The 18,240-nt window shown below is 77.9% G+C and carries 19 protein-coding genes; 11 read left to right on the forward strand and 8 right to left on the reverse strand.

The features are described 5' to 3' along the window. Positions 1-72: 72 nt before the first annotated feature. Complete coding sequence (locus tag ACI781_RS05160; RefSeq protein ID WP_456565002.1) at positions 73-1,044, reverse strand: NADPH:quinone oxidoreductase family protein; 972 nt, start codon at positions 1,042-1,044, stop codon at positions 73-75. 188 nt (positions 1,045-1,232) lie between these two features. On the opposite strand from ACI781_RS05160, the gene ACI781_RS05165 reads away from it, so the two are divergent. The 5 genes from ACI781_RS05165 to ACI781_RS05185 are packed head-to-tail and all read left to right on the forward strand — an operon-like array spanning position 1,233 to position 5,333. Then, the gene (locus ACI781_RS05165; RefSeq protein ID WP_456565003.1) at positions 1,233-1,784 is read left to right on the forward strand and encodes an RNA polymerase sigma factor; all 552 of its coding nucleotides are present in this window, start codon (positions 1,233-1,235) and stop codon (positions 1,782-1,784) included. After that, positions 1,781-2,581, forward strand: a complete 801-nt coding sequence (locus tag ACI781_RS05170) for a zf-HC2 domain-containing protein (RefSeq protein ID WP_456565004.1) — start codon at positions 1,781-1,783, stop codon at positions 2,579-2,581. Before ACI781_RS05165 ends, ACI781_RS05170 begins: the two co-directional genes overlap by 4 nt. Before the next feature lie 39 nt (positions 2,582-2,620). Beyond that, entirely contained in the window at positions 2,621-3,421 is an 801-nt protein-coding gene (locus ACI781_RS05175) for an ATP-binding cassette domain-containing protein (RefSeq protein ID WP_456565005.1), read from the forward strand. After that, positions 3,418-4,734 carry a hypothetical protein gene (locus ACI781_RS05180; protein ID WP_456565006.1) on the forward strand — a complete coding sequence of 439 codons (1,317 nt, stop codon included), beginning with the start codon at positions 3,418-3,420 and terminating at the stop codon, positions 4,732-4,734. The genes ACI781_RS05175 and ACI781_RS05180 overlap by 4 nt, the downstream gene beginning before the upstream one ends. After that, positions 4,731-5,333, forward strand: coding sequence for a hypothetical protein (locus tag ACI781_RS05185; protein ID WP_456565007.1), 603 nt, complete (start codon positions 4,731-4,733; stop codon positions 5,331-5,333). Before ACI781_RS05180 ends, ACI781_RS05185 begins: the two co-directional genes overlap by 4 nt. Positions 5,334-5,348: 15 nt before the next feature. On the opposite strand, the gene ACI781_RS05190 is transcribed toward ACI781_RS05185, so the two are convergent. Together ACI781_RS05190 and ACI781_RS05195 are read right to left on the reverse strand one after the other, a co-directional pair. Further along, positions 5,349-7,037, reverse strand: coding sequence for a metallophosphoesterase family protein (locus ACI781_RS05190; RefSeq protein ID WP_456565008.1), 1,689 nt, complete (start codon positions 7,035-7,037; stop codon positions 5,349-5,351). 140 nt (positions 7,038-7,177) lie between these two features. After that, positions 7,178-7,450, reverse strand: a complete 273-nt coding sequence (locus ACI781_RS05195) for a hypothetical protein (protein WP_456565009.1) — start codon at positions 7,448-7,450, stop codon at positions 7,178-7,180. Positions 7,451-7,667: 217 nt separating this feature from the next. On the opposite strand from ACI781_RS05195, the gene ACI781_RS05200 reads away from it, so the two are divergent. Continuing rightward, on the forward strand, positions 7,668-7,871 hold the full coding sequence (locus tag ACI781_RS05200; protein ID WP_012948038.1) for a cold-shock protein: 204 nt from the start codon (positions 7,668-7,670) through the stop codon (positions 7,869-7,871). A 96-nt stretch (positions 7,872-7,967) separates the two neighbouring features. Here the strand turns inward: ACI781_RS05200 and ACI781_RS05205 are convergent, their stop codons facing one another. After that, the gene (locus ACI781_RS05205; RefSeq protein WP_456565010.1) at positions 7,968-8,432 is read right to left on the reverse strand and encodes a hypothetical protein; all 465 of its coding nucleotides are present in this window, start codon (positions 8,430-8,432) and stop codon (positions 7,968-7,970) included. A 133-nt stretch (positions 8,433-8,565) separates the two neighbouring features. Continuing rightward, positions 8,566-9,207 (reverse strand): hypothetical protein, encoded by a 642-nt coding sequence (locus ACI781_RS05210; protein ID WP_456565011.1) that lies wholly within the window; start codon positions 9,205-9,207, stop codon positions 8,566-8,568. Between the two features lie 176 nt (positions 9,208-9,383). On the opposite strand from ACI781_RS05210, the gene ACI781_RS05215 reads away from it, so the two are divergent. Genes ACI781_RS05215 through msrB (ACI781_RS05230) form a run of 4 tightly spaced genes read left to right on the forward strand, consistent with a single transcriptional unit; the run spans position 9,384 to position 13,117 of the window. After that, the gene (locus ACI781_RS05215) at positions 9,384-11,525 is read left to right on the forward strand and encodes a histidine kinase (protein ID WP_456565012.1); all 2,142 of its coding nucleotides are present in this window, start codon (positions 9,384-9,386) and stop codon (positions 11,523-11,525) included. Next, on the forward strand, positions 11,522-12,178 hold the full coding sequence (locus tag ACI781_RS05220) for a response regulator (protein ID WP_456565013.1): 657 nt from the start codon (positions 11,522-11,524) through the stop codon (positions 12,176-12,178). Before ACI781_RS05215 ends, ACI781_RS05220 begins: the two co-directional genes overlap by 4 nt. 44 nt (positions 12,179-12,222) lie before the next feature. Beyond that, complete coding sequence (msrB, locus tag ACI781_RS05225; RefSeq protein WP_456565014.1) at positions 12,223-12,645, forward strand: peptide-methionine (R)-S-oxide reductase MsrB; 423 nt, start codon at positions 12,223-12,225, stop codon at positions 12,643-12,645. Positions 12,646-12,703: 58 nt separating this feature from the next. Beyond that, positions 12,704-13,117 (forward strand): peptide-methionine (R)-S-oxide reductase MsrB, encoded by a 414-nt coding sequence (gene msrB, locus ACI781_RS05230; protein ID WP_456565015.1) that lies wholly within the window; start codon positions 12,704-12,706, stop codon positions 13,115-13,117. A 30-nt stretch (positions 13,118-13,147) separates the two neighbouring features. Here the strand turns inward: msrB (ACI781_RS05230) and hemQ are convergent, their stop codons facing one another. From hemQ to ACI781_RS05245, 3 genes are all read right to left on the reverse strand, one after another. Next, entirely contained in the window at positions 13,148-13,864 is a 717-nt protein-coding gene (hemQ, locus tag ACI781_RS05235; protein WP_456565016.1) for a hydrogen peroxide-dependent heme synthase, read from the reverse strand. A gap of 323 nt (positions 13,865-14,187) precedes the next feature. Then, positions 14,188-14,712 carry a YceI family protein gene (locus ACI781_RS05240; RefSeq protein ID WP_456565017.1) on the reverse strand — a complete coding sequence of 175 codons (525 nt, stop codon included), beginning with the start codon at positions 14,710-14,712 and terminating at the stop codon, positions 14,188-14,190. Further along, positions 14,709-15,215, reverse strand: a complete 507-nt coding sequence (locus ACI781_RS05245; protein WP_456565018.1) for a hypothetical protein — start codon at positions 15,213-15,215, stop codon at positions 14,709-14,711. The genes ACI781_RS05240 and ACI781_RS05245 overlap by 4 nt, the downstream gene beginning before the upstream one ends. Positions 15,216-15,375: 160 nt before the next feature. Here ACI781_RS05245 and ACI781_RS05250 point away from each other — a divergent pair, with 160 nt between their 5' ends. Further along, positions 15,376-18,210 carry an ATP-binding protein gene (locus ACI781_RS05250; protein WP_456565019.1) on the forward strand — a complete coding sequence of 945 codons (2,835 nt, stop codon included), beginning with the start codon at positions 15,376-15,378 and terminating at the stop codon, positions 18,208-18,210. Positions 18,211-18,240: the final 30 nt, after the last annotated feature.

Raw genomic sequence — 18,240 nt, forward strand, 5'->3', positions numbered from 1 at the left:
CGTCCCGGTCGCGAGAACGCGCCCCGCCCGCACACCACCGGCCGCCGGACGGCCGCCGCCGAGGGGACCGGCTCAGCGGACGGTGAGCAGGACCTTGCCCTGCGCCCGGCGCTCGTCGAGCTCCAGCAGCGCCTGCGTCGCCTCGGCGAGCGGGTACTGCGCGCCGAGCACCGGGTCCAGCCGGCCCTCGCGCAGCAGCGGCAGCAGGTCGGCCCACTGCTCCTGCAGGTACTCCAGGCCCAGGCGGCTCCAGAACGCGCCCCAGCCGACCCCGACCACCGAGATGTTGTTCAGCAGCAGCCGGTTCACCCGGACCGTGGGGATCTCCCCGCCGGTGAACCCGATGACCAGCAGCCTCCCCTCGACGGCGAGGCTGCGCAGCGAGTCGGTGAACCGGTCCCCGCCGACCGGGTCGACGACGAGGTCCACCCCGCGGCCGCCGGTCAGCTCCTTCACCCGGTCGCGGAACCCGTCGGCCAGGACGACGTCCGCGGCGCCGGCGGCCCGGGCGGTGTCCGCCTTCTCCTCCGACGAGGTCACCGCGATCACCCGCGCGCCGCGGGCGGCGGCCAGCTGCACCGCCGCCGTCCCCACGCCGCCGGCCGCGCCGTGCACCAGGACGGTCTGCCCCTCGCGCAGCTCGCCGCGGCGGGTGAGCGCGAAGTGCACGGTCAGGTAGTTCATGGGCAGCGCCGCGCCCTGCGCGAACGACAGGTTGTCCGGCAGCGGGAACACCATCCGCGGGTCGGCCGCGACCGCCTCGGCGAGGCCGCCGGTCCCGCAGAACACCGCCACCCGGTCGCCGGCGCGGACGGCGGCGCCGTCGGGCGCGTAGCGGACGACGCCGGCCACCTCCGAGCCCGGGACGAACGGCAGCTCCGGCTTGATCTGGTACTGGCCGCGGCTCTGCAGCACCTCGGGGAAGGTCACGCCGGCCGCGTGCACGTCCACCACGACCTGGTCCCCTCCGGTCGCCGGCTCCTCGACCTCCACGGCGCGCAGCGCCTCGGGGCCGTCGAGGGTCTGGATCTGGACAGCGCGCACGGACACTCCTCGGCTCGTTTCCGGTGGTGCCCCGTGTCTACCCGAGACCCCGGCCTCCCGTCGCCGACACCTACGCTCCGCGGGCCGGGAGCGGGGACGTGAGGGGCGGCGCCCCGGAGCCGGCGCGACGTGACCGGAGTCACGGTCGCGGGTGCACGGGATCGGTGGTGGGCGTCGTCTTGCCTGGTGTGCGACGGGACTGGGACGGCGTGGACGAGGCGGAGCTGGTCCGCCGCACCGCCGACGGCGACCGTCGTGCCTTCGACGAGCTGTACCGCCGCACGTCCCCGTGGCTGGCCGTCCGCCTGCGCCGCCGGTGCGCCGACGAGGACGTCGTCGCCGACGTGCTGCAGGAGACCTACCTGGCGGTGTGGCGGGCGGCGGGCAGCTTCGCCGGGACGGTGACCTCGGGCAGCGCCGTCGGCTGGATCTGGACCATCGCGGCCAACCGGCTGGTGGACGGCTTCCGGCGGCGCGCCCGCCAGGACCGGCTGCCCACCGCCGCGGCGGCCGAGGCGACCGCGCCGGCCGCCGAGGACGAGGCGCTGGCCGGCGAGGTCGACGCCCGGCTCGAGCGGGCGCTGCTGGCCCTGCCCGCGGAGATGCGCCAGGTGCTGCGCGCCATGGTGCTCGACGGGCTCACCGCCCGGGAGACCGCGGTGCTGCTCGACGTGCCGGAGAACACCGTCAGGTCCCGTGCGCGGCGGGCCCGGATCGCCCTGCGGGAGGCGCTGTCATGACCATCCACCCCGACGCCGGCGTGCTCGCCGCCTACACGGACGGCGGCCCCCTCGACGAGGCCACGCTATGGGCGGTCGAGGTGCACCTGGAGACCTGCGCCCCGTGCCGGGCTCGGCTGGCCGCCGGCGCCGGCGACCCGACCCGCGGGCTGCTCGACCGGGTCGCCGCCGACCTCGACCGGGCGATCGCCGCCGGCCCGCTCCCCGCCCGGCGGGCCCGCCGCTGGACCGCCCCCCGGCGCCACTGGGCGGCCGCCGCGTTCCTGCCGTTCGTCGTCACGACCGTCGCCGTGCTGCTGTGCGCGACCGCCCTGGACCGCCTGTGGTCGGGCCTGCCCTCGCTGGTGCTGCTGCTCGCCCCGCTCGCCCCGCTGCCCGGCGTCGCGGCCGCGTGGAGCCGGCGCCTGGACCCGGCCGGCGAGCTCGTCTGCAGCACCCCCGCCGCCGGCCTGACGATGCTGCTGCGCCGCACCCTCGCGGTCCTGGCCGTGCTCGTCCCGGTCCTCGCCCTGCTCGGCGCGGGCAGCGGCACGTCGCTGGCCCTGCTCCTCCTGCCGAGCCTGGCGTTCACCGCGGGCACGCTCGCGCTGGGGACGCTGACCGGCGTTCCCCGCGCCGCCGCCGCCCTCGGCGCGCTCTGGGCCCTGGCCGTCGTCGCGCCCGCCCTCGTCGCCGGGGACCTGCCGCCGCTGCTGAGCCCGGGCACCGCCCTGCCGTGGGCGCTGACCGCGGTCGCGCTGGCCGGGGTCGTCCTCGCCCGCGCGGACGACTTCCGCCGGCTCGCCAGCCGTTCCTGACCCCCTCCCCCGACCAGTTCTCCCGAGAGAGGTCCGCCCATGCGCGAGATCAGTTCCGCCGAGACGGCCCCGACCACCTGGTTCTGGGCCGTGCAGGCCGAGGCACTGCAGGTGCGGGCCGGCTCCTCCCTGGCCGTCGACGGGCTCGACCTGACCCTGGCGCCCGGCGCGCACGCGCTGCTCGGCCCGAACGGGGCCGGCAAGAGCACCCTCATGCGCGCGCTGGCCACCGTGGTGCGCCCCGCGGGCGGCCGGCTGACTCTGCTCGGCTCGGCCGTCGACGGCCGGGCCGACCTGCGGGGCGTCCGCCGCGCGCTGGGGTACCTGCCGCAGCAGTTCGGCTTCTACCCCCGGTTCACCGTGCGCGAGTTCGTCGAGTACATGGCCTGGCTCAAGGAGGTGCCCCGCGCCGCGGTGCCCGACGCCGCGCAGCGGGCCATCGACCGGGTCGGGCTGACCGCCCGGGCGGACGCGCGGCTGAAGACCCTGTCGGGCGGCATGCTGCGGCGGGCCGGCATCGCCCAGGCGATCGTCAACGACCCGCAGCTGCTGCTGCTCGACGAGCCCACCGTGGGCCTGGACCCCGAGCAGCGCCTGGACTTCCGCGAGCTGCTGCGCGACCTGGGGACCGACAGCTGCGTGCTGGTCTCCACGCACCTGGTCGAGGACGTGGTCGCCGCCTGCGACGACGTCGTCCTGCTCGACGGGGGCCGGGTGGTGCACACCGGCAGCACGGACTCGCTGGCCGCCGCCGGCGGCGACGGGCACGCCGGGGACAGCCCGGCCGAGCGCGGCTACTCCGCCCTGCTGCGCCGGCACCGCGCGGGCGGTGCCCGGTGACCCGCGTGCTGCGCACCGAGCTGCGCCGCTCGGCCGCCCTCGGCGCCGGGCTGGTGGTCCTGCTGGCCGGGGCGGTGCTGCTGCACGCGGCGCCGGGACGCTGGTCGGGGGGCTGGATGCCGCTGGTCATGACGCAGCGGGAGTACCTGGTGCTGATGATCCCGCTGGCCCTGGCGGCCGGGGCCTGGCAGGGGCGCCGGGAGACCCGGACGGGCCTGGGTGAGCTGCTCGGCAGCACGCCCCGCCCGCCCCGGCAGCAGGTGCTGCCGGTGCTGGGCGCGCTCGGGGCGGCGGTCGCGGCCGGCTACCTGGTGGTCCTGGCCGTCACCGCCCCCTGGACCGCCGGCAGCACCGGGTACGTGCCGGCCGCGGCGTTCGCGGTCGCGGCCGTGGGGGCGCTCGCGGTGGTCGCGGCCGCCTGGCTGGGCCTCGCGGTGGGCCGGCTGTGGACGGCGAACGCCGCCGGGCCGGTGCTCGCCGTCGCGGGCCTGGGCTGGCTGATGGGCGTGCCGCTGCTGCTCGGGCACGACTGGTACGGCTCGGTGCTCTCGCCGATGGCGGGCATGAGCGTGTTCAGCGACTTCGACACCGTGCCCGGCCGGTTGAGCGCGGCCCAGGCCGGGTGGCTGGCCGCGGTCGCCGCCGCGGCGTTCCTGCTGCACGCGGCGCGCAGCCGGCGGGCGCGGGCGGCCGCGCTCCTGCCGCTGGCGGTCGCGGGAGCCGTGGCGGTGGTGCTGGCACCCGCCGGCGGGGACCTGCCCGGCGCGATCGACCCGGTCGCGCGGGAGCTCGTCTGCTCCGGCGACGCCCCCCGGGTGTGCGTCGCCCGGGCGCACGCCGGCCTGCTGCCCGAGGTGACGCCCCGGGCGCGGGAGGCGCTGGCCCTGCTCGCCGACCTGCCCGGGCCCCCGGTCGACGCGCGGGAGGACACGGCGGTCGTGTCCGACGCGGCGTACCGGCCCCGGCCCGACCCCGCCGGGACGGCGCTGTTCACCGTCGGGGTCGGCGCCCGCGGCGGCCTGGCGCACGCGGACACCTTCGTGGCGACGACCCTGGAGCGGGTCCTGCAGAACCGGGGGTCCTGCCCCGACGGGGTCGACGTCGTGACCACGAGCGCGGCGGCGTGGTGGCTGGCCGGCCAGGAGCCCGTGCGCGACCCGCTGGTGCGGGAGGACGGCGGCGACCACGAGCGCGTGCTCGCCCTGTGGACGGCCCTGCGGGAGCTGCCCCGGGACGAGGCGCTGGCCCGGGTGCGGGCGGTGCGCGAGCAGGCGCTGGCCTGCCGCGACGTCACCGGGCTGCTGACCCCGTGAACCGGGGACCGGTGCGGTACCTGCGGTGCCGCCGCGTGCCGGTGGCGCTGGCCGCCGCGGTCGCCGGCACCACGGTGATGTGGCTGCTCCCGGTCGTGGCGACCGGCGAGCCCGCGGGCCCGGTCGCCGTCGTCCTGACCGTGCTGCTGCTGACCACGATCCTGGCCGGCACGCTCGGGGGTCCCGACGACACGCTGGAGCGGACCGCGGCGCTGGCATGGGCGCCCCGCCGGGTGGCCCACCTGCTGGCGGGTCTCGCCGTCGTCGCCGGGCTGCCCGCGGCCACCCTGCTCACCGGCAGCGGGCTCGGGCCGGCCGGCCTGGTGCTGCGCGACGCGGCCGGCCTGGTCGGGCTCACCGCGCTCGCGGCGGTCCTGCTCGGCGCGGCGCGGGCCTGGTTCCTGCCGCTGGGCTGGACGCTCGCCGCGGTGGTGCACCCGCTGGGCGGGTCCGCGCTCGGCGAGGCGCTCACCTGGCAGGGGCAGCCACCGGGGAGCACCCCGGCGGCGCTGGTCGCGGCGGTCCTGGCCGTCAGCGGGGTCGCGGCGTACGCCCTGGCCGGCCCGGCGCTGCGCCCACCGGCCGAGGCCGCGCTGTGACGCCGCCGCCCCCGGTCACAGGGGCCGCTCGGCGCTGATCCCGAGGTCCGGGCCGCAGGTGCGGCCGGTCTCGACGTCCTGCGGCGTGAAGTAGCGGGTGGTCGCCGTGACGTCGTCGCCGAAGGCCTGCGGCGTGCCCGTCCCCGACGTCGCCACCCCGGTGCGGGAGGAGTCGATCTGGAAGCGCACGACGCGGGTGAACTGGCAGTTCGGGGCCACCGACTCGATCGAGAAGGCGATGGGCGGCCGCTCCGAGCCCGGGCCCAGCTCGGTCAGCCCGCCGGCGCCGGTCGAGCCCTCCACCAGGTCGATCTGCCCGTCCTGCTGGATCTCGTCCGGGTCGTTCTGCCGGTGCGTGTGCCCGGCGTTGGTCTGGCGGATCCGGCCCGGCAGGAGCTCGCGCAGCGCCTCGGCCTGGATCGGCTCGTGCGCGGCGAAGACGTCGAAGGTCAGGTCGGGGTCGGACTCGACGACGTCGGCCAGCGCCTCCTCCACCGCGCCCCGCTGCAGCGGGTCGGTGACCGCCGGGTCGTCGGCGCCGTAGGCCCCCGGCCCGCCGTACACCCGCGGGTCGGGCAGCCCGGCGACGGTCAGCCCGAACGCCTCCACGTAGCCGGCGCGCACCCGGTAGCCGTCCGCCGTCGCCTGCTTGCTGCCCAGCACGGTGACCCCGGGGACGGTCCGCATCGTCGCCTCGGTGGAGGGCGAGTCGTGGTTGCCCGCCAGCCACAGCATCGGCGTCTGCGCCGCCACGGCGGTGACCGCCGCGACGTAGCTGTCGGTGAGCTCGATCGTGGTGCCGAACAGCGACTCGTCGCCGGTGTTGACGATGAGGTCGACGTCGTAGCTGGACGCGTAGAACTGCACCAGCGGGTAGTTCGCCGCCAGGTGCATGTCGGAGACGTACATGATCCGCAGCGCCGTCTCGGGGGCGTCCTCGTCGATCTCGTCCTGCAGCGCGGCCTGGATCCCCAGCACCGAGCCCAGCACGTCGAACACCTTGTTGTTCTGCTCGTAGTACCGCGACAGCTGGTCGGGGAACAGCTGGGCGGCGGCCAGGGTGCCGGTGAGCCGGGACTGCCGCGCCCAGTCCGGGTCGTAGGTCGCCCACCCGTAGCCGGCGACGAGCACGGCGACGCCCAGCGCGCCGCCGAGCTGCACCAGCGTCGAGCGCGCCTCGTGCGGCCGGCGCGCGGCCCCGCGCAGGTAGCGCACCGCCATCCCGATCGCCGCCGCGAGGGCCACCCCCAGCAGCATCCCCAGCACGGCCTCGGCGGCGAGCCAGGTGGCGATCCGCGGTGCCAGCTCGGTGACGTCGGCGCGCAGCCGCTCGACCGTCGCGGCACGGTCCCCGCCGGTCGCGCCCACCAGCTGGAGGAGGTCCACGTCGCGCGGGGTGACGGTGACCCCGACGGGCAGGCCCGTGACGTAGGGGAACTCCCAGCTGCCGAGCGTGGTCTCGGCCGTCAGCCCGGGCTGGGCGAACAGGTTGCCGCGGACGGTGAGCGGGACGTCCTGGACCGTGGCGCGGTAGGGCAGCAGCTGCAGCACCGCGGCCGCGCCGGCGATCCCCATGCCCACGCGCAGCACCAGCCGCGCCAGGAACGCCGGGAGGGCCCGCAGCACGCGGAGCGCCCGGGCGCGCCGGCCCCCGCTCCGGGCCGGCTCCTCCACCGCGCCCGCACCGGACTCCTCGACGTCCACCGGGCGTCCCTCCGCTCTGCCGACTCCCGTCCTGCATGCCCCGCCCGTCCCGGGGCCACCCGCGCGGCGTCACCCGCGGACGGGACGCCGTCCAGCATCCCCGACGTCCATCCGGTGGCGGCGCGCCACGGGGCGCGGCGTCAGGCGACGAGGGCGGCGGCCCGGGCACCCAGCCGGTGGGCGTGCACGGCGGCGGCCGCGTCGCCGGCGACGGACGCCACGACCGGCACCACGTCGGCCCCGATGCCAGAGACGGGCGGGGCCGTCGCGACCGGGACCGTCAGCGCCCCGACCGGCATGTCGATCTCGTCGATGCGGGCCGCGAGGTCGGCGTCGGCCAGGTCGTCGACGTCGACCAGCGGCAGGGCGGCGGTGGCGGTGGCGGTGGCGGTGGCGGTGGCGGTGGCGGTCATGACGGTGCTCCTCGCGTGTCCGTGGCCGGTTCCTCCGGCACGGACGACCCTCCGGCGCCCGCCGCAGGGCGCCCGCGCGGATCCCGCACGATCGGCGCAAGAACGGCGCGCCGCACTCCCCTGCCCACGCGGTCGCCCAGCGGCTATGGTCAGCGACGTCGGGAAGGCCCTGCGATATGGCAGGACCCCGATGCACCACCGCAGCTAGGAGCGAGCAATGCCCGAAGGAACAGTGAAGTGGTTCAACGCTGAGAAGGGGTTCGGCTTCGCCACCCCCGACGGTGGCGGACCGGATGTGTTCGTCCACTACTCGGCCATCCAGACCAGCGGGTACCGCTCGCTCGACGAGGGCCAGCGGATCTCGTTCGACATCGAGCAGGGCCAGAAGGGCCCGCAGGCGGCGAACGTCAACCCGCTCTGATCCTCCCCGATCAGTCCGCAGCGCCCCCGTCCGGCATCGCCGGGCGGGGGCGCTGTGCTGTGCGGGGACGGTGTGCCGGGCCGCGGTGCCCGGCGGTCAGCGCGCCCGCGGCACGTACCCGCCGACCAGCGCCTGCATGAGCAGGGCGCCCGCGTCGTCGCCCACCGCGGCCGCCGCGTCCGCCATCGCCCGCCAGCGCTGCCGCTCGACGTCGGTCGGCGCCTGCTCCGCGCGCGTGGCCAGCTGCTCCCGCAGCCGCTCCCACTCCCCCTGCGGGGTCGGCCAGAGCCCCGCCAGCCGCCGGGCCTCCCCCGAGATGCCGGTGATCCGCACGATGTCGCCCGCGTGGTTGGTCAGCGGCTCGATGTAGCCGGCGTCGGCCAGCGCCCGCGCCGCCGCGACCACCTCCGCCTTGGGCAGCCCGCTGGCCGGCACGACCGAGCCGAGCAGGTAGGGCGCGCCCCCGTGCCGCGGCTCGTCGACCAGCCGCGCGATCGCCCGCAGCACCGGCAGGTCGCGGGTGAACCAGACGTCGGGCAGCGGCGCGTCGGGAGCGGTCATGCGGAGGAGTCTCCCCCGATGCGCGGTCCGGCCCGCTCCAGGGCTCGCGTGGCGGGGGGAGGACTGGGCCTCCCGCTCCCCCGCCCGCGGCGCCGCCCCGCCCCGGTGCCGGGCGAGGGCGGCGACCGGTCGGTCAGGGCCGGGGCACGGTGAGCTCCGGCCGCAGCGCCAGGACGACGCCCAGCACGGCGTAGCCGACGAGCAGGTGGCCGGCGGCGACGTAGGGGGCGACGTCGGGCAGCGCACCGGAGACCGGGATGCACACCGGGGCCCAGCTCTCCGCGCCCAGCGGCCAGAACCGGGCGGCGCCGCGCCAGCGCCCGGCGACCGCGATGCGGATGCCGATGGCGAACATGCCGAGCATCGACAGCGGCCAGCAGGCGTCGAGGGCGAGCGCCGCGGGGTGGTCGTCCCAGGCGGGGACGACGATCGTCTGCAGCGACGACAGGATCGCCAGGCCCAGCAGCACGTGCTCGGCGTGCAGGAAGCCCCGGGCCAGGCGGCCGGTCCCGGTCGCGCCGGTGCGCCGCTGCACCGCCACCAGGGCGACGAGGCCGACCTGGAACAGCAGCCCGGAGATGCCGTAGACCACCAGTCCGGCGCCCTCGGTGTCGCCGAGGCCGAACGCCAGGATGCACACCGCCCAGGCGGCGGAGCCGGTGGTCACGGCGATCCCGGCGCCGCGGACCGCTCCGGGCGGCAGCGGCCGCGGCGGTGCGCCGTCCGGCGCGGGGACGTCGGTGCGGGCGGGGACGGGGGTGGTGCCGAGCGTCATCGGGGTCCTCCGGTTCGGGCGCCGGCGCCTGCTGCCCCGGCCTGTCCCCACCGTCGGCGGGCGGCGTCCCGGGCTCCCAGGGCCGGGCGCCCCCGATCGGGTCACGGTCACCGTCCCGGGCGACCCGGGACAGCTGCCTCGTGCCGGGCGGGACGCCGGTCGGGCACGATCCCCCGGTGACCGCCGCCCCCGACGTCGCACCCCCGGTCGCCGCCGCGCCGGCAGCCGCCCACCCGCCGGCGCCCGGCCCCGCGGACCGCCGCCGGGCGGCGCGGGTCGCCGCGTGGACGGTGGCCGTCACCAGCGCGGGGTCCACGGTCGGTGCGGCACTGCTGGACCTGCTGACCCCGGCCGCGGTGCGGGCCGAGGCGGGAGCCACCCCCGGCTGGTTCATCGGGCTGCCCGGGCTGCTGCTGGCGGTCCCCTCGGCGCTCGTGCTGGCCCGGCTCCCCCGCCACCCGGTGGCGTGGGTGCTCGCCGGCAACGCCGTCATCTGGGGCCTCGACGGGCTGGCCCAGTCGTGGCTGGTGTTCGCGCTGCGCGGGGACGAGGTCCTGCCCGGCGCGACCGCCGCCTTCTGGTTCGTCTCCCGCTTCGGCGCCTGGCTGCTGCTCGGCCTGCCGCTGCTGCTGTCGGTCTACCCCGACGGGCGGCTGCCCGGCGGCCGGTGGCGGCCGGTCGCCGTCCTGAGCCTGGCGGCGTCCTCGATGCTGCCGCTGCTGCTGATGGTCGCCCCCGCCGACGTCCTGGACGCCGGCGCCGGGTCGACGACGCCGGCCTTCTACGACCGCATCGACCTGGACCCGACCAGCCTCCCGCTGCCCGCCTGGTTCGTGCTGCCGCTGCGCGCGGTGGCCTTCCCCGCGGCGGTGCTGGCCATCGCGGTGCCGCTGGCGGCGATCGTCGCCCGCTACCGCCGCGCGTCCGGCGACCGCCGGCAGCAGATCCGCTGGCTGCTGTGGGCCGGCGTCGTCGACGGGCTGGTCATGCTGGCCACCCTGCTCGTCCCCGGCGACCTCACCTCGGTCGCCCTCGGCACCGCGGTCGGGCTGACCGGGGCCGCGGTCGCGATCGGCCTGCTCCGGCCGCGCCTGGTCGACATCGACCGGCTGCTGGGCGGCACGCTGGTCTACGGCGGGCTGGCCGTCGCCGTCGTGCTCATCGACCTGGCCGTGATCGCCGCCGCCGGGGCCCTGCTGGGGGACCGGATCGGTGACCGCGACGCGACGCTGCTGGCCCTGCTCGTCGTCACCGGGCTGTACGTGCCGCTGCGCGCGCAGACCTGGCGCCTGGTGCGCCGCTGGGTGCTCGGCGAGCGGGAGGACCCCTACCGCGTCGTCGCCGGCCTCGCCGAGCAGCTGGAGCGGTCGGAGGACCTCGAGGAGCAGCTGCGGGCGGTGACCGCGGCCGTCGCCGAGGCCTTCCGCGCGCCCTACGTCGGCGTCGAGGTCGAGTCCTGCCCCGGCCACCGCCTGCTCGCCGAGTCCGGGCGGCGCCCCGCGCAGGTGCAGCGGCTGCCGATCAGCTACCGGGGCGAGGAGATCGGCCGGCTGCTCGTCCCCCGCGACGGCGTCCGCGCGCAGCTGATGTCCCGGGACGAGCGGCTGCTCGCCGACGTCGTCCGGCAGGCCGCCGCCGCGGCCCGCGCCAACGCGCTGGCCGGCCAGCTGCAGGCCAGCCGCGAGCAGATGGTCGCCGCCCGCGAGGAGGAGCGGCGGCGGCTGCGCCGCGACCTGCACGACGGACTCGGCCCGGCGCTGGGCGCGGTCGTGCTGCGCATCGACACCGCCCGCAACCTGGCCCGCACCCGCCCCGACGACGCCGACACGGTGCTGCGGCAGGCCCGCGACGAGGTGGCCGGGGCGCTGGCCGACGTCCGGCGGCTGGTGCACGACCTGCGCCCGCCCGCGCTGGACGACCTCGGGCTGGCCGGCGCCGTGCGCCAGCAGGCCGAGCGGCTGCTGCCGGCCGGGGTGAGCGCCTCGGTGACCGCCGGCCCCGGCGTCGAGCGGCTGCCGGCCGCCGTCGAGGTGGCCGCCTACCGGATCGCCTCCGAGGCGCTGGCCAACGTCGCCCGCCACGCCCGCGCGACGGCCGTGCGGGTGTCGCTGACGCTGGAGCACGACGACACCCGGCTCGTGGTGAGCGTCGCCGACGACGGCGTGGGGATCGCCCCGACCGCCCCCGCCGGGGTGGGGCTGGTCTCCCTGCGCGAGCGGGCCGCGGAGCTGGGCGGGCGGAGTTCGGTGTCGTGCCCGGCCGGGGGCGGCACGGTCGTGCGGGCGGAGCTGCCCGTCGAGGGAGGAGGACGAGGGTGAGCGAGCCCGAGGAGCCGCTGCGGGTGCTGGTGGTCGACGACCACCCGGTCTACCGCGACGGGTTGGCGATGCTGCTGGGCTCGGTCCCCGGGCTGGCGGTCGTCGGCACCGCCGCCGACGGAGCGAGCGCGGTCGCGCTGGCGCTGGACGAGCAGCCCGACGTCGTCGTCATGGACGTGCAGATGCCGGTGCTCGACGGGATCGAGGCGACCCGGCGGATCACCGCCGAGAGCCCGTCGGTGGGCGTCGTGGTGCTCACCATGAGCGAGGACGACGGCACGGTCTTCGCCGCCGTCCGCGCCGGTGCCCGCGGCTACCTGCTCAAGGGCGCCGACCAGGAGGAGGTGGTGCGGGCGATCACCACCGTCGCCGCCGGCGGCGCCGTCTTCGGCGCGGCGCTGGCCCGGCGGATCGCCGAGTTCTTCGCCGCCCGCCCCGGCGGCCCGGACGCCGCCTTCCCGCAGCTGACCGCGCGCGAGCGGGAGGTGCTCGACCTGGTGGCCGCCGGTCGGTCCAACGCCCAGATCGCCGCGGCGCTGTACCTGTCGCCCAAGACGGTGCGCAACAACGTGTCCAACGTGCTGACGAAGCTGCAGGTGACCGACCGGGCGCAGGCGATCGTGGCGGCCCGGGAGGCGGGGCTGGGGCGGTGACCGCGCGGCCCCTGCCGGTGGCGCGATCGTCGTAGCGTGGGCGCATGACGACGTCCGCGCAGCAGCCGCCGAAGGTGACCAGGAGCGACGCCGAGTGGCGCGCGCAGCTCTCCCCCGAGGAGTACGCGGTGCTGCGCCAGGCCGGCACCGAGCGTGCCTGGACCGGGGAGTACGTCGACACCAAGACCGCCGGCGTCTACACCTGCCGCGCGTGCGGGGCCGACCTGTTCACCTCGGAGACCAAGTTCGACAGCCACTGCGGCTGGCCCTCGTTCTACGAGCCGAAGGCCGCCGACAACGTGGTCCTCCGGGAGGACCGCAGCCACGGGATGCTGCGCACCGAGGTCCTCTGCGGCACCTGCCACAGCCACCTGGGGCACGTGTTCGACGACGCCCCGCAGACCCCGACCGGGGACCGCTACTGCATCAACTCGGTCAGCATCCGGCTGCAGCCCGCGCAGAGCTGACCCGCGACGCGCCCGCCGCGTCCCCCGGGGGCGCGGCGGGCGGTCCTACGGTGGCGCGATGCTCCCCGAGGACGACGACGAGCCGCTGGTGGTGAAGAGCGACGACGAGTGGCGGACGCAGCTGAGCGCCCGCGAGTTCGCCGTCCTCCGTCGCGGCGGCACCGAACGGCCGTGGTCGGGCGACTACGTGGACACCAAGGTCGGCGGGGCCTACGTGTGCCGCGGCTGCGGGCAGGAGGTCTTCCGGTCCCGCACCAAGGTCGAGTCGACGTCGGGCTGGGCGTCGTTCTACGCCCCCAGCAGCGCCGCCCACGTGCAGCTGCGGCCGGACCTGACCGGCAGGCACCCGCGGATCGCCGTGCGCTGCTCGGCCTGCCACGGGCACCTGGGCCACGTCTACACCGGCGAGCCCACCCCCACCGGCGACCGGTACAGCATCAACTCGGCCGCGGTCCGCTTCCTGCCGGGCTGACCCCGGGCCGCCAGGCGGCCCGGGTCCGCCCTAGGCCAGGTCGGCGACCAGCTCGGCGACCGGCTTGCGGACGCCGGTGTAGAACGGCACCTCCTCGCGCACGTGCCGCCGGGCGCGGCTGGCACGCAGGTCGCGCATGAGGTCGACGATGCGGTGCAGCTCGTCGCACTCGAAGGCGAGCATCCACTCGTAGTCGCCGAGCGCGAACGAGGCCACGGTGTTGGCGCGCACGTCCGGGTACGGGCGGGCCTGCATGCCGTGCTCCTTGAGCATGTCCCGCCGCTCCTCGTCGGGCAGCAGGTACCACTCGTAGGACCGCACGAACGGGTAGACGCAGACGAACCGGCGGGGCTCCTCGTCGGCGAGGAACGCCGGGATGTGGCTGCGGTTGAACTCCGCCGGCCGGTGCAGCGCGAACTGCGACCACACGGGCTCGAGGTGGCGGCCCAGCGCGGTGCGGCGCAGCCGGGTGTAGGCCTCCTGCAGGGCCTCGGCGGACTCCGCGTGCCACCACACCATCAGGTCGGCGTCGGCGCGGAAGCCGGCCACGTCGTAGGTGCCGCGGACGACGACGTCCTTGCCGGCCAGCTCGTCGAACAGCCCCTGCAGCTCGTCGGTCATCGCGGGCCGCTGGTCGTCGGCGAGCGGGCGGGTGAGCCGGAAGACCGACCACATCGTGTAGCGGATCTGGGCGTTGAGCTCGTTGGCCCGCTTGCCGATGCTCTTCTGCTCGGTCTGCTCGCTCATGTCCCCCATTGTCTCCCGCTCCGCCCGGCCGCCCGCCGGGGGTCCGGGGACGGCGGCGGGGCGGGCGGGCGGCCCGGCGGTCACCGGGTCAGGAGGCCGGCGCGGACGTCCGCGACGGGCGGCCGGCGCGGTCGCGGTGTGCGTCGCGGCAGGCGTCGCAGGCGGCCATCCAGACCCGGTGTCGCAGACACCGGAGCGGGCGGCCCGCGGAGGAGACGGCGGTGTGGACGGGAGCGTGCTGTTCGTGCTGGGTGCTCACGCCTGGACAACAGCGCCGTCCCCCCGGGGATGCCCGCGCCGGCCGTGGTGGCGGCCACGCCCGCTCAGGTGGGTCCGGCCGGCGCCAGCTCCGCCTCGACCTCGATCCGGACCTCCCGGCCGATCACGAGCCGCGGGACGCGGATGCCGACCGTGCGGCGGTCCAGCGTCGCTGTGGCCCGCACCAGCAGCCGGCCGCTCGACGGCTCGGGGACCGCCCGCACGGCCAGCGGCGCGGAGGTGCCGCGCAGCGCGAGCAGGCCGTCGGCGGTCCAGGCGCCGTCCTCGTCGCGGGTGAAGCGGTCGGCCGACCAGGTCATCGCCGGGCAGCGGTCGGCGTCGAGCAGGTGCGGCTTGCGCAGGTCGGCGTCGCGCCGCGCGACACCGGTGTCGACGGTGCGCAGGTCCAGCTCGGCGCGCGCCGACCGCGGGGCCCCGGAGGCGTCGACCCGGACCTCGCCGCGGACCAGGGCGATGGTGCCGGTGACCGTCCCGGTGAGGCCGCGGACGGCGAAGGCGGCGCGGGTGCGGCAGTCGGCGGCGACCCAGGTGCCGGCCGCGACGTCCGAGGCGCGCAGGCCGGCGGTCACGGTGCCACCGCCGTCGGCAGGTCGGCCGACACCACGCGCGCGAGGTCGACCCGGTCGGCGCCGGGCAGCAGCGCCGGGTCCTCGTCGGGCAGCAGCGGCGTGGTGGCGATGGTGCGCTGCACGGCCTGGTGCGTCTCGCGCCCGGTGGCCGTGCCCACGACGACGACGCGGTCGTCGTCGCTGCGCAGGGCCAGCACCTCGACGATGCCCTCGATGTCGCGGACGGCGGGCCAGATGCGGTCGCGCCCGCCGTGCTCGGCGGCGTCGGCCCGCGCCGGGTCGCCGTCGCGGTTGAGCCAGGTCAGCTGCGCGAACATCGGGCGGCGGCCGGCGGACCGGCCACGGAAGACGTCGGAGACGCGGTACACCCGCCCGCCGGCGGTGGCGGCGGTGGTCGCGTCCGGCCAGAGCGCGACGGTCGTCGTCCCGCCGTCCGCGGTGTCGAGGACGAGCGTGCCGGCGGCGCCGGACGGCGCGGGACCGGTGTGGATGGTGGCGTACACGGGATCTCCCCTCCTGTGCGGGCCGGCCGTCCCGGCCCCGTCGCCGGCAACGATCCGGCCGCGGCCGGGACCGGACATCCGTGGAACCACCGGACCGCGGTACGCAGACGGCCGCGCAGACCGGTACCGCGCCGCCCGCGGCGCGCGGATACTCCGCGGCGTGGGCACCGGGACGGCGGCCCCCGACGGCGGGCCCTTCGTCGGCCGGGACGCCGAGCTGGCCGAGCTGGCGGCGCGGGTCTCGGCGGCCGCCGCGGGCGCCGGTGGCCTGCTCCTGCTGTCCGGGCCGGCGGGAATCGGCAAGACACGGACGGTCGAGGAGGCGCTGCCCCCCGGGCGGGCGGCCGTGCCGGTGGTGTGGGGCCGCTGCGTCGACGACCCCGGCGCGCCGCCGCTGTGGCCGTGGCGGCGGGTCGTGCGCGCCCTGCCCGCCGTGGCGGCGGCGGTCACCGGTGCCCTGGCCGAGGTCGACCGCGCCGGAGGGGGTGCCGACCCGGACGCCGCCCGCTTCCGGCTCACCACCACCGTGACCGACGCCCTGCTCGACTGCGCCGCCGACGGGAGCGGGCTGGTCGTCGTCCTGGAGGACCTGCACTGGGCCGACGAGAGCTCCCTGCGGCTGCTGCGCCACCTGGCCGGCGAGCTGCCGCGCTCGCGCCTGCTGGTCGTGGGCACCGTGCGCGACCCCGACGGCGCCCGCACCGGCCGGGCGCTCGACGCCGCGCTCCCCGGGCTGCTGCGGGAGCCCGGCGTCCGGTCCCTGCGGCTGCGGCCGCTGACCGAGGACGACGTCCGCACCTACCTCCGCGCTGCCACCCCTCAGCTGGTCCGGGCGGTGCACCGGCGCAGCGGCGGCGTCCCGCTGTACCTGCGCGCGGTGGCCCGCTCCCCCGACCCGGGGGCCGGCGCCGACGGGCAGGCGGAGCTGCGCGCCCTCGTCCGCACGACGCTCACCGCGCTGCCCCCGGCCGCCCTGGACCTGCTCGACGCCGCGGCGGTGCTCGGGGAGGAGGTCGACGCCGCGCGGCTGACGGCGGTCACCGGGCGCCCGATCGGCGAGGTGGCCACCGGGCTGGACGCCGCCGTCCGCGGCGGGATGCTCGCCGCGGTGCCCGACGCACCGGGTCGCCGGCGCTTCGCCCACGCCGCCGTCCGCGACGCCGTCTACGCCGACCTGGCGCCCAGCGTGCGGGAGGAGCTGCACCGGCGGGCCGCGGAGGCGCTCGGGCGGCTGGCCGGGCAGGACGACGCCGACGACGCGCTGGCGGGTCTGGTCGCCGGCCACTGGCTGCGGGCCGCCGCGGGCCCGGAGACCCTGCGCCGGGCGGCCGCCTGGGCGCAGCGGGCCGCCGCGACCGCCACCCGGCTGCTCGCCTTCGACGAGGCCGCCCGGCTGCTCGCGACCGCGCTGGACGCCGCCCGGCGCGCGGGCGCCGACCGGGCCGAGCGCGCCGTCCTGCTCGTCGACCTGGCGACCGCCGAGTTCCGCGCCGGCCGCTTCGACGCGGCGCTGGAGCACGCCGTCGCCGGCGCCGACGCCGCCGGCGGGGACCCGGGTCTGCTGGCCGCCGCCGCGCTCACCGTGCACGACGTCAGCGCCCCGGGGTTCGTGCCGGCGCTGGTGCGCCTCTGCGAGCGCGCGCTCGCCGCCGTGGACGGCGCCCGCTCCCCCGCCCTACGGTCCCGCCTGCTCTCGCAGCTGGCGTCGGTGCAGGCCGACGCCGGCCGGATGGCCGTGGCCGCCGGCAACGCCGCGGCGGCCCTCGACCTCGCCCGCGCCTGCGGGGACTCCGAGGCGGTCCTGGACGCGGTGCGGGCCCGGACGAAGGCCAGCCCCACCGCCCTCGCCGTCACCGAGCGGCTGGACCTGGGCCGGCTGGCCATCGAGCACGCGGCCGGCACCGGCCAGCCGCTGGCCGAGCTGTGGGGCGCGAAGTGGCGGATCGACGCGGGGTTGGAGACCGGCGACATGGACGTCGTCCGCGACGAGCTGGACCGGGTCTCGGCGCTGGCCGCGAGCACCCGGCTGCCCCTGGTCCGCTGGCACGACCGGCGGCTGCGCGCCTCCCTCGCGGCCCTGCTCGGCCGGTTCGACGAGGCGCTGGCGCTCAACGAGGAGGCCCGCGCGATCGGGAGCGGCGAGCTGGCCGGCGACCTGTCGACCGTCGGGCTGTCCGACGCCTTCGCGCTGCAGCACGCGCTGGTCACCGGCCGGGACCTCGCGTGGGACGACGAGGTACTGGCGACGCTGGACCGGGCCGGGGACGTGCCGGTGGTGCTGGTCAGCCGCGCGCTGGTGGACCTGCTGCGCGGCCGGCGGGAGGAGGCCACCGCCCGGTACGCAGCGCTGCGCGACCGGCTGTCCGACCCGGACTTCGTCGCCTCCGGCGGTGTCCCGCTGAACCTGGTGCCGCTGGTCGAGGAGTTCGGAGATGTCGCGGCCGCCGAGGTCCTGCACGCCCAGCTGTCCCGGCAGCCGTACGCCGCCGGTGGGGCCGGCGTCTACTGCCAGGGCTCCTACGCCTCGCTGGTGGCGCGGCTCGCGGTGGTGCGCGGCCGCCTCGACGAGGCGGTGCGCTGGTTCGAGGAGGCGCTGGCCGTCGACACCGGGACCGGGGCCCGGCCGGCGACCGTGCACGACCGGGTCGGGCTCGCCGGGGCGCTGCTGGAACGCGCCGCCCCCGGGGACGTCGTGCGGGCCGGGGAGCTTGCCCGGGCGGCCGCCGGCGAGGCGCGGCGGCTGGGGATGCCGGGGCCGGAGCGGCAGGCGGGCGCCCTCGCCGAGCGGGTGGCCCGGGCCGCGCGGGCGGCGGACCCGCTCACGGCACGGGAGCGGGAGATCGCCCTCCTGGTGGCGCGGGCCTGGACGAACCGCCGGATCGCCGAGGAGCTGGTGGTCTCCGAGCGCACGGTGGAGAGCCACGTGCGCAGCGTCCTGGCCAAGCTGGGCGCGGCCAACCGCACCGAGCTGGCCACCCTGATCGGCCGCTCGTAGACCCTTCGTTCCGCGGACGGGGCGGCCCCT

This window comes from Blastococcus sp. SYSU D00695, assembly GCF_054050555.1.

Excerpts from the sequence above, each read along its gene's own strand:
- ACI781_RS05170 (WP_456565004.1), top strand. The coding sequence starts at position 1,781 with ATGACCATCCACCCCGACGCCGGCGTGCTCGCCGCCTACACGGACGGC.
- ACI781_RS05175 (WP_456565005.1), top strand. The coding sequence starts at position 2,621 with ATGCGCGAGATCAGTTCCGCCGAGACGGCCCCGACCACCTGGTTCTGG.
- ACI781_RS05195 (WP_456565009.1), bottom strand. The coding sequence starts at position 7,450 with ATGACCGCCACCGCCACCGCCACCGCCACCGCCACCGCCACCGCCGCC.
- ACI781_RS05200 (WP_012948038.1), top strand. The coding sequence starts at position 7,668 with ATGCCCGAAGGAACAGTGAAGTGGTTCAACGCTGAGAAGGGGTTCGGC.
- ACI781_RS05205 (WP_456565010.1), bottom strand. The coding sequence starts at position 8,432 with ATGACCGCTCCCGACGCGCCGCTGCCCGACGTCTGGTTCACCCGCGAC.
- ACI781_RS05210 (WP_456565011.1), bottom strand. The coding sequence starts at position 9,207 with ATGACGCTCGGCACCACCCCCGTCCCCGCCCGCACCGACGTCCCCGCG.
- msrB (WP_456565014.1), top strand. The coding sequence starts at position 12,223 with ATGACGACGTCCGCGCAGCAGCCGCCGAAGGTGACCAGGAGCGACGCC.
- msrB (WP_456565015.1), top strand. The coding sequence starts at position 12,704 with ATGCTCCCCGAGGACGACGACGAGCCGCTGGTGGTGAAGAGCGACGAC.
- hemQ (WP_456565016.1), bottom strand. The coding sequence starts at position 13,864 with ATGAGCGAGCAGACCGAGCAGAAGAGCATCGGCAAGCGGGCCAACGAG.